The 14,163-nt window shown below is 43.0% G+C and carries 11 protein-coding genes and 1 pseudogene; 10 read left to right on the plus strand and 2 right to left on the minus strand.

All coding sequences use genetic code 11. The features are described 5' to 3' along the window. Window positions 1-224: 224 nt before the first annotated feature. Together I1A42_RS02025 and gabT are read right to left on the minus strand one after the other, a co-directional pair. Entirely contained in the window at window positions 225-1,697 is a 1,473-nt protein-coding gene (locus tag I1A42_RS02025; RefSeq protein ID WP_161153003.1) for an aminoacyl-histidine dipeptidase, read from the minus strand. An 860-nt stretch (window positions 1,698-2,557) separates the two neighbouring features. Next, the gene (gene gabT / locus I1A42_RS02030; protein ID WP_196122521.1) at window positions 2,558-3,832 is read right to left on the minus strand and encodes a 4-aminobutyrate--2-oxoglutarate transaminase; all 1,275 of its coding nucleotides are present in this window, start codon (window positions 3,830-3,832) and stop codon (window positions 2,558-2,560) included. Window positions 3,833-4,365: 533 nt separating this feature from the next. Here gabT and I1A42_RS02035 point away from each other — a divergent pair. The 10 genes and pseudogenes from I1A42_RS02035 to ribBA all read left to right on the plus strand — a co-directional run bounded on the left by I1A42_RS02035 (window position 4,366) and on the right by ribBA (window position 14,093). Continuing rightward, the gene (locus I1A42_RS02035; RefSeq protein WP_161153001.1) at window positions 4,366-5,655 is read left to right on the plus strand and encodes an NCS2 family permease; all 1,290 of its coding nucleotides are present in this window, start codon (window positions 4,366-4,368) and stop codon (window positions 5,653-5,655) included. A 34-nt stretch (window positions 5,656-5,689) separates the two neighbouring features. Next, window positions 5,690-6,154 (plus strand): xanthine phosphoribosyltransferase, encoded by a 465-nt coding sequence (gpt, locus tag I1A42_RS02040; RefSeq protein ID WP_161153000.1) that lies wholly within the window; start codon window positions 5,690-5,692, stop codon window positions 6,152-6,154. A gap of 197 nt (window positions 6,155-6,351) precedes the next feature. Beyond that, window positions 6,352-7,599 (plus strand): esterase FrsA, encoded by a 1,248-nt coding sequence (gene frsA / locus I1A42_RS02045; protein ID WP_196122523.1) that lies wholly within the window; start codon window positions 6,352-6,354, stop codon window positions 7,597-7,599. A 96-nt stretch (window positions 7,600-7,695) separates the two neighbouring features. Further along, window positions 7,696-8,071: pseudogene (gene crl, locus I1A42_RS02050) on the plus strand (sigma factor-binding protein Crl). Between the two features lie 130 nt (window positions 8,072-8,201). After that, window positions 8,202-9,335, plus strand: a complete 1,134-nt coding sequence (proB, locus tag I1A42_RS02055) for a glutamate 5-kinase (protein ID WP_196122525.1) — start codon at window positions 8,202-8,204, stop codon at window positions 9,333-9,335. A 15-nt stretch (window positions 9,336-9,350) separates the two neighbouring features. Then, window positions 9,351-10,601 carry a glutamate-5-semialdehyde dehydrogenase gene (locus I1A42_RS02060; protein ID WP_196122527.1) on the plus strand — a complete coding sequence of 417 codons (1,251 nt, stop codon included), beginning with the start codon at window positions 9,351-9,353 and terminating at the stop codon, window positions 10,599-10,601. 104 nt (window positions 10,602-10,705) lie between these two features. Next, window positions 10,706-11,155 (plus strand): transcriptional regulator NrdR, encoded by a 450-nt coding sequence (nrdR, locus tag I1A42_RS02065; protein WP_161152995.1) that lies wholly within the window; start codon window positions 10,706-10,708, stop codon window positions 11,153-11,155. 13 nt (window positions 11,156-11,168) lie between these two features. Next, window positions 11,169-12,278 carry a bifunctional diaminohydroxyphosphoribosylaminopyrimidine deaminase/5-amino-6-(5-phosphoribosylamino)uracil reductase RibD gene (ribD, locus tag I1A42_RS02070; RefSeq protein ID WP_196122529.1) on the plus strand — a complete coding sequence of 370 codons (1,110 nt, stop codon included), beginning with the start codon at window positions 11,169-11,171 and terminating at the stop codon, window positions 12,276-12,278. A gap of 3 nt (window positions 12,279-12,281) precedes the next feature. Then, entirely contained in the window at window positions 12,282-12,938 is a 657-nt protein-coding gene (locus I1A42_RS02075; protein ID WP_161152993.1) for a riboflavin synthase, read from the plus strand. A 45-nt stretch (window positions 12,939-12,983) separates the two neighbouring features. Then, entirely contained in the window at window positions 12,984-14,093 is a 1,110-nt protein-coding gene (gene ribBA / locus I1A42_RS02080) for a bifunctional 3,4-dihydroxy-2-butanone-4-phosphate synthase/GTP cyclohydrolase II (RefSeq protein WP_161152992.1), read from the plus strand. The last annotated feature ends 70 nt before the right edge of the window (window positions 14,094-14,163 follow it).

The following is a 14,163-nucleotide window of genomic DNA, read 5'->3' on the forward strand; positions in this document are numbered from 1 at the left end:
AGTTGATAGACTGCTTTGCACCTGTGAAGTGTACGTCTAAAGGCGCGGACTCTAACAGTAATAAGTTTATGACGACTAATGAAAAATATCGTTCGTTTCGACAAAATTATTTTATCAATCTTGATTGTAATAGGCGTTAGGGAAACGGATTGAAATGACAAGGTGATAATAAAAAACCGAGACTATGTATGCCTCGGTTTGAAGTAGGGTAGCGTCGCAGTGATTTATGCTTTCGCTGGGATGTGCTCTAGAAGAGAAACCATCTGTTGCCAGAACAATCCTACCGTATCAATTTTCACTTTTTCATCAGGAGAGTGAGGGAATTTAATCGTTGGGCCGAATGAAATCATATCCATTTCTGGGTAAGGTTTCTTAAACAAGCCACATTCTAGGCCCGCATGAATAACCATGATATTCGGTTTGTGTCCGTAGATACCTTGGTACATATCGCGGAATAAATGCATAATGTCAGAGTCAGCATCGGGTTTCCAACCAGGATAAGCACCAGCTAATTCGATGGTCGCGCCTGATAGTTGAGCGATAGATGTCAGCATCCCTTCAATTTGGATACGTCCAGAGTCAATTAAAGAGCGGATAAGGCACAATACGGTGACTTTATCTTGCTCAGTAGTAACTACACCAACGTTCAATGATGTTTCTACCACTCCAGGAATTTCATCACTCATACGCATAACACCGTTTGGACAAGCATTTAGCCCTGCGATAAAGGTAGCTTGAGACTCCTGAGTAAACACATTTTGTTCAGTGTCAATGGTTTCATTGAGTGTGATGATGTTTGTTTCAATCTTATGCAACTCTTCTTGAATGAGTAGCGTATAAGCGTTAAGAGCTTTGTCTAAAACCGCTTGAGAGTCTGCTGCGACAGCTACTGTGGCAAAAGCTTCGCGAGGAATTGCATTACGTAATGTACCGCCATTAAAATCAATTAAGCGCAGATCTAACCCTGCTGTGTGATCGGCAAAGAAACGGGCTAAAAGTTTATTAGCATTGGCACGCCCTGTGTGAATGTCGGCACCAGAGTGACCACCTTTTAGGCCTTTTAATACGATTTTACGAGTTACGTAACCTGCAGGAATGGCTTCACGTTGGATAGAAAAACCAAGTGCTCCATCTACACCGCCAGCACAGCCCATGTAAACTTCACCTTCTTGTTCTGAATCGGTGTTCAGAAGAATATCGCCTTCTAACCAACCGGCTTCAAGCCCAAACGCGCCGGTCATACCTGCTTCTTCATCAATAGTAAGCAGAACTTCGATAGGACCATGCTTGATGTCTTTTGATGCAAGAACAGCTAAACATGTTGCCATGCCAATCCCATTATCGGCACCAAGAGTTGTGCCTTTGGCTGTTACCCATTCCCCATCAATATATGGTTGAATTGGATCTTTCGTAAAATCATGGTCTGTATCTTCATTTTTTTGCGGCACCATATCGATGTGCGCTTGAAGAACAACCCCTTTCTTGTGTTCCATGCCTGTGGTCGCAGGCTTTTTAATAAAAACGTTACCCGTGTTATCACGGCGAACTTCTAATCCTTCGCTGGTCGCCCAATCAACAATGAATTGAGCCAGTTGCTCTTCGTGTTTCGACGGGTGGGGAATAGAACAGATTTTGTCAAAAAATTGCCATACAGGGGCAGGCGACAGCTGGCTTATTTCAGAATGGAATTCAGACACAGATAACTCCTAAATGTGTATTCGTCTTAGATCTTAATCTTGCTGATCTAAAAAAGAGATGGTTTACATAACCAAACGACTTCGTTTTGCTCTTATTGAGGAAAAAAGTGCTACTTCAATCCAGTGATTCAATTCGATGTGTAGAAGTGACTTGGGTATATCGGTTACAGCATACCACTGTGCTAGTAATGGGAGTAGTTTTAAAAAGCGAGATTGATGACCTCACTTTGTGGGACAAAGATCATTCCATTATGAAACGATATGTATCCTCATGATCTATTTTGATGTTTTTTAGTCATATAAAGTATTAAATTCTGTAATTAAATTACAGAATAAAATTGATATAAATCAAAAAATGAAATATATGTGATTTTTATCACCGTAACTCTTGTAATAAATTTTCTCTGTGGTATATTTATAACCAACTTCGATGTTGAAGTTAAAGCTCAATGGACGAGTCAGAAGATCATTTAAGGAAGTTGAGAGATCAATCGTAGGGTTTGATTTCTTACGATCTTCAAAGGTTTACCCAGTGGTGTTAAGGCGAATTGACCGTTTGCAGCTTAGCGTCACTGTTCCTCAAGTCGAGGTTACCCCCCAAGACTTGTGACTCGAACAGTTTGTTCACCCCTAATTATTGGAATTCTTTGAAAGTCCAATTGGACTTATCATAATTCACCGCCAGCTCACTATGAGGTGGCGTTTTTTTTGCCTGTAAGAAAAGTGATTGAGCTTGACCTAGGCTCGTTGATGAAGCTCTGAATCCTGCATCTTGAGGTCATTTGGGTATAAAGAAAAGGCAGTGATGATTCACTGCCTTAAATGTCTTTAATATGATGTTGGGAATGTATTTTAGATCGTTATTTGGTGAGATCTAAAAGTTGAGTTTTTACAATCTCTAATCCTTTCACTACTAACTCAGTTTCAATCGTTAATGGAGGTAAGAAACGTACCACATTACCTTTGACACCACATGACAGCAAGATTAGGCCATTTTCATTGGCTTTTTTCACCAACTGTTTGGTAAGGGTTGCTAATGGGGCGCCCGTTTCTGGGTCATTAAATTCAACAGCAACCATTAAACCAACTTGGCGGATATCTCCAATTTGAGGAATATCACGTTGCATGCTTTCTAGCTGTTCTTTGAACAGCAAGCCAATATGTTGTGCACGTTCACACAGCTGTTCTTCTTTGATGACTTTTAACACTTCAACAGCAGCGGTACATGCCAGTGCGTTACCAGCATATGTTCCGCCAATACCGCCAGCTTGAGGATGATCCATGATTTCTGCACGACCAACAACACCTGAAATAGGGAAACCGCCACCGAGGCCTTTGGCAATAGTGATAAGATCTGGAACCACATCATAATATTCACAAGCAAACATTTTACCTGTACGAGCAAAACCACTTTGGATTTCGTCACAGATCATGACAATGCCATGTTTATCACATAGAGCTCGGATCTCTTTTACCCAAGAAGCAGGTGCTTGATAGAAGCCTCCTTCACCTTGGATAGGTTCAAAAATGATCGCTGCAATTTGTGACGGTTCGATATCACAAGCAAATAAATCATCAATCGCAGATAAGCTTTCTTGCTCTGTCACACCATGATACTCGTTAGGGTATGGTAGGTGGTATATGTTGTTTGGGAAGGGGCCAAACCCAGCTTTATAAGGGTTCACTTTTCCTGTTAGACCCATACACATATTAGTACGACCATGGAAGCCGCCTTTAAAGGCAATCACACCTGGGCGCCCTGTGTAGTGGCGAGCAAATTTAATGGCGTTTTCTACAGCTTCAGAGCCAGTGGTAAGAAATGCCGCTTTTTTAGCAAAATCACCAGGTGCTGCTTCAACGACACCTTCACCGAGTTCAACAAAGCTAGTGTAAGGAACAACTGTTGAGCAGGTATGGCTAAAGTTTTCTAGCTGAGCTTTAACTGCTGCGACGATTCGAGGGTGAGAGTTACCAGTGTTATTTACTGCGATGCCAGCAGCAAAGTCGATATATTCATTACCTTCGATGTCAGTGATGATCGCGTTTTTTGCTTTGGCAGCGTAGATCGGTGCAAGGTTTGCTTCACCTTTACAAATCACTTTTTCTTTACGGCTTTGCCATTCCATATTTGTCATGATGTATGTCCTTATTTCATAGCTCATGATGTCAAATAACATTGAATGGGCAACTTCCCACTCAGATGATTATTTCCCTTAATGTGAACGCATCGATAGCAAGGATTTATCAATCTGCTTGTTACTTGGTTCTATAGGCTCATGGTAGCGAGAAAATGGGGCCAAACTTAGTACCAGTTAATATAAAGTGTTGGTACCAGATAGAAGCAAATTATCACCGTAGTTTACCGCTAAGATTTCTTCGCTCTTTGATAATTAAGTAGCGACTTGCCGCACATTTTAAAAAATTTTCTGACAACAGAGAGAAACAAATGTTGATTAGTTGGTCAGGAGCCAATTGTGTTGTTATTGCACCAGAAATTGGTGCTAATATTCTAAATCGTGTGAATATTGCGCTGATTGTTTGCATGGTTTTCTGCGAAAAATGTGATGCGCAACCAATTCCATCTGGAATTTGTGAAATTATGACTTTATAATCGGCGCCCAATCGATTACGCAACCGTTTACTAATTTTACCTTTATAGGAATCGAACATGCTGGAAAAACTCTTTAAACTCGGTGAACACGGGACTAGCGTGCGCACTGAGATCATTGCAGGATTAACTACCTTCCTGACAATGGCATACATCATTTTTGTGAACCCAGCGATTTTATCTGAAACAGGGATGGATCGTGGAGCCGTATTCGTAGCAACGTGTTTAGCTGCTGCTGCTGGCTGCTTTATCATGGGCTTTATTGCTAATTACCCAATTGCATTAGCGCCTGGTATGGGACTCAATGCATTCTTTACTTTTGCTGTTGTTAAAGGAATGCATTACTCATGGGAAGTAGCGCTAGCAGCAGTATTCTGTTCTGGTGTACTTTTTATCCTACTAAGCTTGTTCCGCATTCGTGAATGGATTATTAACTCGATACCTATGTCTCTTCGTATGGGTATATCTTCGGGGATTGGCTTGTTCTTGGCGTTTATCGCGCTACAAAGTGCAGGCATTATCGTTGATAACCCAGCGACTTTGATTTCATTAGGTGATATCACTTCAATGAAATGTTTGCTGGCAGCTGCAGGCTTCTTCATTACCGTAGGTTTGGTGAACCGTAAAGTTCCTGGCGCAGTTATGATTTCAATCTTGATTGTTACTGTTCTTGGCATTTTGCTAGGCGACGTTCAATACCACGGTATTTTTTCTGCGCCACCAAGCATTGCACCCACTTTCCTTCAGTTGGATTTCGCAGGTGTATTCCAAGTTGGGATGATTTCAATTGTATTCGCTTTCCTATTTGTCGACCTTTTTGATACGGCTGGTACTTTAATGGGCGTCGCGACTAAAGCGGGCTTGGTTGATAAAGACGGCAAATTACCACGGTTAAACCGCGCTCTACTTGCTGACTCAACCGCAACGTCTATCGGCGCGCTATTTGGTACCTCAAACACGACGTCATTCGTAGAGAGTACTGCGGGCGTTGCCGCTGGTGGCCGTACTGGTTTAACTGCAGTTGTTGTTGGCATTTTGTTCCTGCTTGCATTATTCTTCTCTCCAGTTGCAGGAATGATCCCTGCTTATGCAACAGCTGGTGCGCTGCTGTATGTATCTGTTCTAATGCTTTCTGGTCTTGCTGATATCGATTGGCATGATCTAACAGAAGCGGCACCTGCTGCCGTTACATGTATCATGATGCCAATGACATACTCAATTGCTGAGGGTATCTCTTTTGGTTTCATTTCTTATGCACTCATCAAACTATTAAGTGGCAAAGCTCGCGAAGTGTCTGTCAGTGTTTGGTTCATGGCAATTGTATTTGCCGTGAAATATGCGTTTGGATAAGAGATACAACACTTTACAAATTTAGGTTATACAAATGAGCAAAAAATTCGTTATCACTTGGGACAATATGCAGGCGTACTGCCGTCAGCTTGCTGAACTTCAAATGCCTGCAGAACAATGGAAAGGTATCCTAGGTGTAAGCCGTGGTGGCTTGGTTCCTGCTGCTATTCTCGCTCGTGAATTAGGTATTCGCTATGTTGATACTGTGTGTATCTCTAGCTACGACCACGATCACCAGCATGAGATGACAGTAGTTAAAGCACCGGATCACGACGGTGAAGGTTACTTGATCGTTGATGATTTGGTCGATAGTGGCGACACTGCTCGTAAAATCCGCGAAATGTACCCAAAAGCGAAATTTGTGACTGTTTGTGCTAAACCTGCAGGTAAAGATCTCGTTGATCAATACATTGTTGATATTGCTCAAGATACTTGGATTGAGCAGCCGTGGGATCTATCTTTGTCTTTCGTTGAGCCAATCAACCGTAAGCAAAAATAAAGATAATCTTTCCTATAAGAAATGGCCCTTAAGGGCCATTTTTTTTTGGTATCTTTTGCCGAGTTACGTAATTGTCATCATGAACGTAATCGGGATCATAGACAGTTAGGTTGTACTCGGGATAACCTTATCTGCAATTAGATGAACGATTTTCGGTTTGCGCCTAAAACATTATTCCATCGACGAGACGCGTTGATATGCCTGAAGAACAAAGTAAAAACCTTTCTGAAACGTTATTTAGAAAGCATAAACAAGCTAAAGAAACCTCCGCATTAGCGAATTATTTACCCAGTAGCGTTGAATTGCTGCGCAAAAAGCGGGAAGAGGAAGGTTTTGCTTGGTATCGAAATTTAAGACGCCTGCAATGGATATGGCAGGGGATTGATCCTGTTGAACAAGAAGAAGTTTTAGCTCGAATTGCTGCATCCAAACACTCACGTACGGTCGATACTTGGCTCGATACAGTGATGGGCTACCACAGCGGGAATTGGACATTTGAGTGGAATCGCTTGGGAATGCGTCATCAGCAACGTGCTAAAAATAACGAAGGTGAAGTAGCCGCTGACGAATGGTTTAACGCGGCATTGTGTTACAGCATTGCCGGTTACCCGCATTTAAAAAATGATAGTTTGGCGTTGCAGGCGCAAAACTTAGCGAATACTGCCTATCAAGAAGGCGCTAAACAAACCCAGTATGTTGTCAAGCGCCTGGAATTTCCTTTTCAAGGCAAAAAAATCATTGGTCATTTGCATTTAGCAAAAACGGACACGCCTAAGCCAGTGGTTATCGTTAGTGGCGGGCTAGATAGTCTGCAGACGGATATGTGGCGACTCTTCCGTGACTATTTTGCACAGCGAGATATCGCAATGTTAACCATTGATATGCCTTCGATTGGCCAAAGCAGCCACTGGAGCATCAGTGAGAATACGTCCATTCTTCATCAAGAAGTCTTACATCAACTTTATGATTTACCGTGGGTGGATCATCGCCGTGTTGGCTTGGTTGGTTTTCGATTTGGTGGTAATGCCATGGCGCGTTTATCCTTCTTGGAACCTGAGAGAGTAAAAGCTTGTGTTACTTTAGGCGCGCCTATTCACGACGTGTTTGTTGCGCCTGACAAGTTGAAGAAAATGTCCAAAATGTATTTGGATGTGTTGGCTTCTCGGTTAGGAAAAAACGCTGTTGATATTAGTAGTATGGCGGGGCAAATCATGGCTTGGTCATTGAAAGTGCAAGGGTTTTTATCTAGTCGACGCACTAAAGTGCCTATATTAGCATTAGGGATGGAGGGGGATCCTGTTTGTCCCCATTCAGATAACCAATTGCTGGCTCTCTTTAGTCAATATGGCAAAGCTACGCAAATAAAAAGCAAAACAATTTCACAAGGATATGAGCAAGCGCTCGATTTAGCGATAAAGTGGCTAGAAGATGAACTTAGTCGATGACATTTGGTTGAATTTGTTTAACAGTGGACTCTAATGCTGTAAACAACTGAAATGTAGAAGCTTAGTCTTCTCAGCAATTGAAAATGGAGAATAAAAATGTCAGAGGTGACGAAGCTACCGACTCATTTTCGCCTGCTAGCCGCATTTAAAGCAATCGGCCCTTATGTTAGAGAAGAGTTGTGTAAAGATGGTTATTACTGGTTTGACTGTCTATCTATCTGTCTGTATTGACGATAAAAAAGCACCTGAAAAACGTGAGTTTTGGGGCTGGTGGATGGAACTAACGACAACTGAATCCGGTTTTAAAGTTCAATATCACGTCGGTATGTACAATCAAGCAGGCGATTGGGTGAATAAAGAACCACCAGAAAAAGACGTGGCTGAGATTATTCGTACGCGTGATGACTTCGAGAAAAAACTGCACAAAATGCTAGAAGAGCGCTTTGCACAAACTATTTCCGCAGTAGAATAGCCTTTCAAGAATATCTTCAAATTATCTGATCTTAACGAAAAAGGTGCATTATGCACCTTTTTTGCTTGTTTATTGACGGCTGGATTGCTAAAACAAGCACTCTTAAATGTTTTCCATTACAGAAGCAATCATGACTACAAATCAACAAAACGGCAAAACAACACATACTATCGTTGTTAAGCTGGGTACCAGTGTACTTACCGGTGGCTCACTGGCCCTTGACCGTGCCCATATGGTCGAGTTGGCCCGTCAGTGTGCTGAACTGAAAAAATTAGGTCACTCAGTAGTGATCGTCTCGTCTGGTGCTATTGCAGCAGGACGTGAACACCTTGGTTACCCCGCACTGCCCAATGCGATCTCTAGCAAGCAGTTGTTAGCCGCAGTAGGGCAAAGCCAGTTGATAGAAGCTTGGGAGCGTCTGTTCTCTATTTACGGCATTAAAATTGGTCAAATGCTGTTAACTCGTGCTGATTTAGAAGACCGTGAACGCTTTTTAAATGCACGCGATATGATTCATGCTTTAGTTGAGCACGATATTGTGCCGATCGTGAATGAAAATGATGCCGTTGCGACCAATGAAATTAAAGTCGGAGATAATGATAATCTTTCGGCTCTAGTGGGTATTTTGTGCGGTGCAGATAAATTGCTATTGCTTACGGATCAAAAAGGCTTATTTACTGCCGATCCGCGTAAAGATCCCAATGCGGAATTAATCAAAGAAGTGAAAACTATCGATGACACTTTGCGTAAAATTGCTGGCGATAGTGGCACTACGTTAGGTACTGGCGGCATGGCGACTAAACTGCAAGCGGCGGATATTGCGCGTCGTACCGGAATGGAAGTGATCATCGCTGCTGGTCGTGCACCTAATGTGATTTTTGATGCATTAAGCGAAACCCCACAAGGAACTCGCTTTCTTCCTCTAGAAGAGTCATTAGAGAATAGAAAAACTTGGATTTTAGCCGGTCCCGCTTCATCGGGAGACATTACCATTGATGATGGTGCAGTCAGAGCGCTTGAAGAAAAAGGCAGCAGTTTGCTCGCTAAAGGTGTTGTGCGTGTGGCAGGAGAATTTGCTCGAGGTGAAGTCGTTCGAGTGTTAGATACGGCAGGCAATATGATGGCTCGTGGTATCGTGGCATATTCAAGTCTAGAATTAGCAAAAATTGCTGGGCAACACAGTAAAATGATTTATGACATTCTTGGCTACGACCATGGCTCAGAGGTCATCCACCGCGATAACATGGTCATCATTCAAGAATAACAGTAGGAGATAGTTGTGGATTTAACAGTAATGGGCAAAGCTGCCAAAGAAGCCGCGTTTCAATTAGCTATTGCTCCTACCGCGCAAAAAAATCGTGCATTAGCCTTAATTGCTGATGAATTAGAAGCAAATGCTGAGGCCATTTTAGCAGCCAATGAAAAAGACATTGCTGCCGGGCGAGCTAGCGGTTTGAGTGAGGCAATGCTCGATCGATTATTACTGACTGAAGAGCGTCTAGCTGCGATAGCCAGTGATGTGCGAAATGTAATTTCGCTCAACGATCCTGTTGGTAGTGAAATTGATAGTCGAGTACTTGAAAATGGCATGTCTTTATCGCGTCGCCGCGTTCCTCTCGGTGTGGTTGGCGTGATCTATGAAGCACGTCCAAATGTCACAATCGATATTGCTGCATTGTGTCTAAAAACCGGTAATGCAAGCATTCTACGTGGCGGTAAAGAGACGTTCTATTCCAATATGGAACTGGTTCAAGTTATCCAATCAGCGCTAAATAAAGCAGAGCTTCCAGCAGGAGCGGTTCAATACATTGAAAAGCCTGATAGAGAATTAGTTTCTCAATTACTAAAACTTGATGATTACGTGGATATGATTATTCCTCGTGGTGGTGCTGGTTTACATAAAATGTGTAAAGAAAATAGTACTATCCCTGTCATTATCGGTGGTTTTGGTATCAGCCATATGTACATTGATGATAGTGCGGATCTCGATCGTTCTGTTTTGGTCGTGGATAATTCCAAAACCCAACGTCCATCGGCGTGTAACTCACTCGATACCCTATTGGTTAATCAACAGGTGGCTGCGGAGTTTTTACCAAAATTGATTAAGCAAATCGGTGAAAAAGTGACTTTTGTGGTCGATGATTCAGCTAAAGCTTGGTTCAATCTTGCTCCAACTGTACGTGCTGCTATAGAGGGTGATTTTGATACAGAATGGTTGAGCTTTACCTTGGGCGTTAAAATCGTCAAGGATGTGCAAGAAGCGATTGAACATATGCATGAACATAATGCTAGTCACTCGGATGCCATAATGACCAATAACCTCACTAATGCAGAACGTTTTATTAACGCTGCCGGTTCAGCTGCGGTTTATGTCAATGCCTCAACCCGTTTTACCGACGGCGCTCAGTTTGGTTTAGGTGCAGAAGTTGCTGTTTCAACACAGAAGCTACATGCCCGTGGACCAATGGGGTTAGAGGAGCTCACTAGCTATAAATGGGTCGGTAAAGCTGATTATCTGTCGCGTAGCTAACATTTTTCTCTAAACATCAGTTAAAAAGGGGTCGAAAGGGCCCCTTTTTCTTTTCTTCCTTTCTTGAATTCCGTTACACTTGAATTCAGTGAGATGGAGGTGATATGCATTGTCCTTTTTGTTCTGCGAGCGATACAAAAGTAATCGACTCCCGACTGGTGGCTGATGGCCATCAGGTGCGCCGTCGTCGTCAATGTTTGGCGTGTCATGAACGTTTTACCACCTTTGAAACGGCTGAATTAGTCATGCCTAAAGTGATTAAATCGAACGGCAACCGTGAACCATTTGACGAAGATAAAATGGTTGGTGGCATGCAACGAGCGTTAGAAAAACGTCCGGTTAGCGCTGATTCTATTGAACTTGCTATTAGCACGATTAAATCGAAGTTACGTGCGACAGGCGAACGAGAGGTACCGAGTGAAATGATCGGTAGCTTAGTAATGGAACAACTCAAAGTCTTGGATAAAGTCGCCTATATCCGTTTTGCGTCTGTGTATCGTAGTTTTGAGGATGTTCGTGAATTTGGCGAGGAAATTGCCAAACTAGAAGATTAATCCCTTTCAAATTATGTCAAAGTTTACTCCATTTGATTATCGAATGATGTCTCGAGCTATTGGTTTAGCCAAGCGCGGGATTTATACCACTTCCCCGAATCCTAATGTGGGCTGCGTGATTGCTCATGAAGGAAAAGTTGTCGGTGAGGGCTTCCATGCGAAAGCGGGGGAGCCTCATGCTGAAGTGCACGCAATGCGTATGGCGGGTGATAAAGCTCGCGGTGCCACCGCGTATGTCACGTTAGAACCTTGTTCTCATTACGGACGTACTCCACCTTGCTCTCTAGGGTTAATTAATGCTGGAGTGAAAAGAGTGGTTTGTGCCATGACTGATCCTAACCCTCAGGTGGGTGGGCGTGGTTTCAATATGTTACGTGAAGCTGGTATCGAGGTGGACGTCGGTTTACTTGAGCAAGAAGCCCGCGCGTTAAATCCAGCCTTTTTGAAGCGTATGGAAACAAGAAAGCCATTTGTGCAGCTAAAAATGGCGGCCAGTATCGATGGTCAAACGGCACTCGCGAATGGACGCAGTCAGTGGATTACATCCACACAAGCTCGTCGAGATGTTCAGCATTATCGGGCACAAGCAAGTGCAATATTATCTACGAGCCAGACGGTATTAGCTGATGATGCTTCGCTCAATGTTCGCTGGTCTGAATTGCCGCAAGATGTCCAACGTCATTACGCTGAAACATCGCTGCGTCAGCCCGTTCGAGTGATTTTGGATCGTGCTCACCAGTTACATTCCGAGCTAAAATTGTATCAATCTAATTCATCGATACTCACTGTGGCTGAAACGGATGCGGATATCTGTGTTGAACTCGATAGCCATCATCAACTGCGCTTAGACCAACTTTTCCAAACGCTTGCTGCTGAACACAACATCAATCATGTTTGGGTAGAAGCAGGCGCTACGTTAGCAAAATCGTTAATTGAACAGCAGCTAGTGGATGAAATTATCCTCTATATGGCTCCTAAAATAATGGGGGCGGATGGTCGGGGATTGTTTGGTGCGCTTGGCTTAAACGATATGGCACAGGCCATCGATCTTGATATTAAAGAACTGCGCCAAGTTGGCCCAGATATTCGCGTTGTTATGACGCCGATTTGGAAAGAAGAATAAATTATGTTTACTGGAATTGTTGAAGCAGTAGGTCGTTTAAGAGCCATCACACCAAAAGGCGAGGATGTGACCGTGACCGTCGAGACCGGAAGCCTAGATATGTCTGACGTGAAATTGGGCGATAGTATTGCAACCAACGGCGTCTGTTTAACGGTGATTGCGTTCACTGATCATTCGTATAGCGCGGATTTATCGGTAGAAACACTAAAGAAATCCAGTTTTGCTGATAGCCAAGTGGGTGATCCTGTCAATTTGGAAAAAGCCATGTTACCGACAACCCGTTTTGGGGGGCATATTGTCTCTGGCCATGTTGATGGTGTCGGACAGATAGTTGAACGTAATATCGTTGGTCGTGCGATTGAGTTTTGGGTTCAAATGCCGGAAGATTTGTCTAAATATGTCGCCGAAAAGGGATCTATCACGGTCGATGGTATTAGTTTAACGGTAAATGATTTACGCAAAAATGCGTTTAAATTGACCATTGTGCCTCATACCACGGCAGAAACAACCATTGACCAGTTTCATGTTGGGCGTAAAGTTAACCTTGAAGTTGATGTATTAGCTCGTTATATGGAGCGTTTATTGCGCGGCCCACAAGCAGAAGAACAACCAGAATCTCGTATTACACTAGAATTCTTACAACAAAATGGTTTTGCTTAAGCACGAGTCTCTTAGGCAAATAGAAAAATCAATAGGATAAGAAGCATGACAATTAGTAAGCCTGAAGAAATTATCGAAGATATTCGTCAAGGTAAAATGGTCATCCTGATGGATGATGAAGACCGTGAAAATGAAGGCGATATCATTATGGCGGCAGAGTTTGTAACGCCAGAAGCGATTAACTTTATGGCCACTCATGGTCGTGGTCTAATCTGTTTAACTTTGACAAAAGAACGCTGTCTGAAATTGGGTTTAAACCCTATGGTCAAAGACAATGGCGCACAATTCTCTACGGCATTTACTGTCTCGATTGAAGCAGCGGAAGGCGTCACTACGGGGATTTCTGCCGCAGATCGTGCGCGTACTGTTGAAGCTGCGGTTGCAAAAGACGCGAAAGCATCGGATTTAGTTCAACCTGGGCACGTCTTTCCTCTAGCGGCTCAAGATGGTGGCGTACTAATGCGCGCTGGGCACACTGAAGCGGGGTGTGATTTAGCTCGTTTGGCGGGGTTAGAACCTGCGGCAGTGATTGTCGAAATTTTAAATGAAGACGGCACGATGGCTCGTCGTCCGGATCTAGAAGTCTTTGCCGCTAAACACGGTATCAAATTGGGTACGATTGCTGCGTTAATTGAATATCGTAATAATACCGAAACAACCATTGAACGTGTTGCTCAATGCCATTTACCAACAGAATTTGGTGATTTTGAATTAGTCACTTACCGCGACATTATTGATGATCAAATTCACTATGCATTGAAAAAAGGTGATTTAACGAAAGATACACCGTTAGTTCGGGTTCATCTACAAGACACATTCAACGACTTGCTACGTAGCAATCGTAATTCAGATCGCAGCTGGGGTTTGGATAAAGCGATGCAGCGTATTGGTCAAGAAGGCGGAGTATTAGTGATTCTTGGTAAAGAAGAAACAAGTGAGCTCATTCTGCATCGAGTGAAAACCTTTGAACAACAAGATAAAGGTGAAGCTCCAACCTCTGCGAAAAAACCAGGTACCTCTCGTCGTGTTGGTGTTGGCTCACAGATTCTTGCTGATTTAGGCGTCACGAATATGCGTTTGCTTTCTTCTGAAACGAAAAAGTATCATGCATTAGCCGGCTTTGGTCTTAACGTCGTTGAGTACGTGTGCCAATAAAATCGAACTTATGGCCTTCTCACTGTTGTGGGCGGGCCTAAGCCTTATTTTTGCGTAAATACTATTAGAT

The organism is Vibrio nitrifigilis (assembly GCF_015686695.1).
Classification (GTDB): domain Bacteria; phylum Pseudomonadota; class Gammaproteobacteria; order Enterobacterales; family Vibrionaceae; genus Vibrio; species Vibrio nitrifigilis.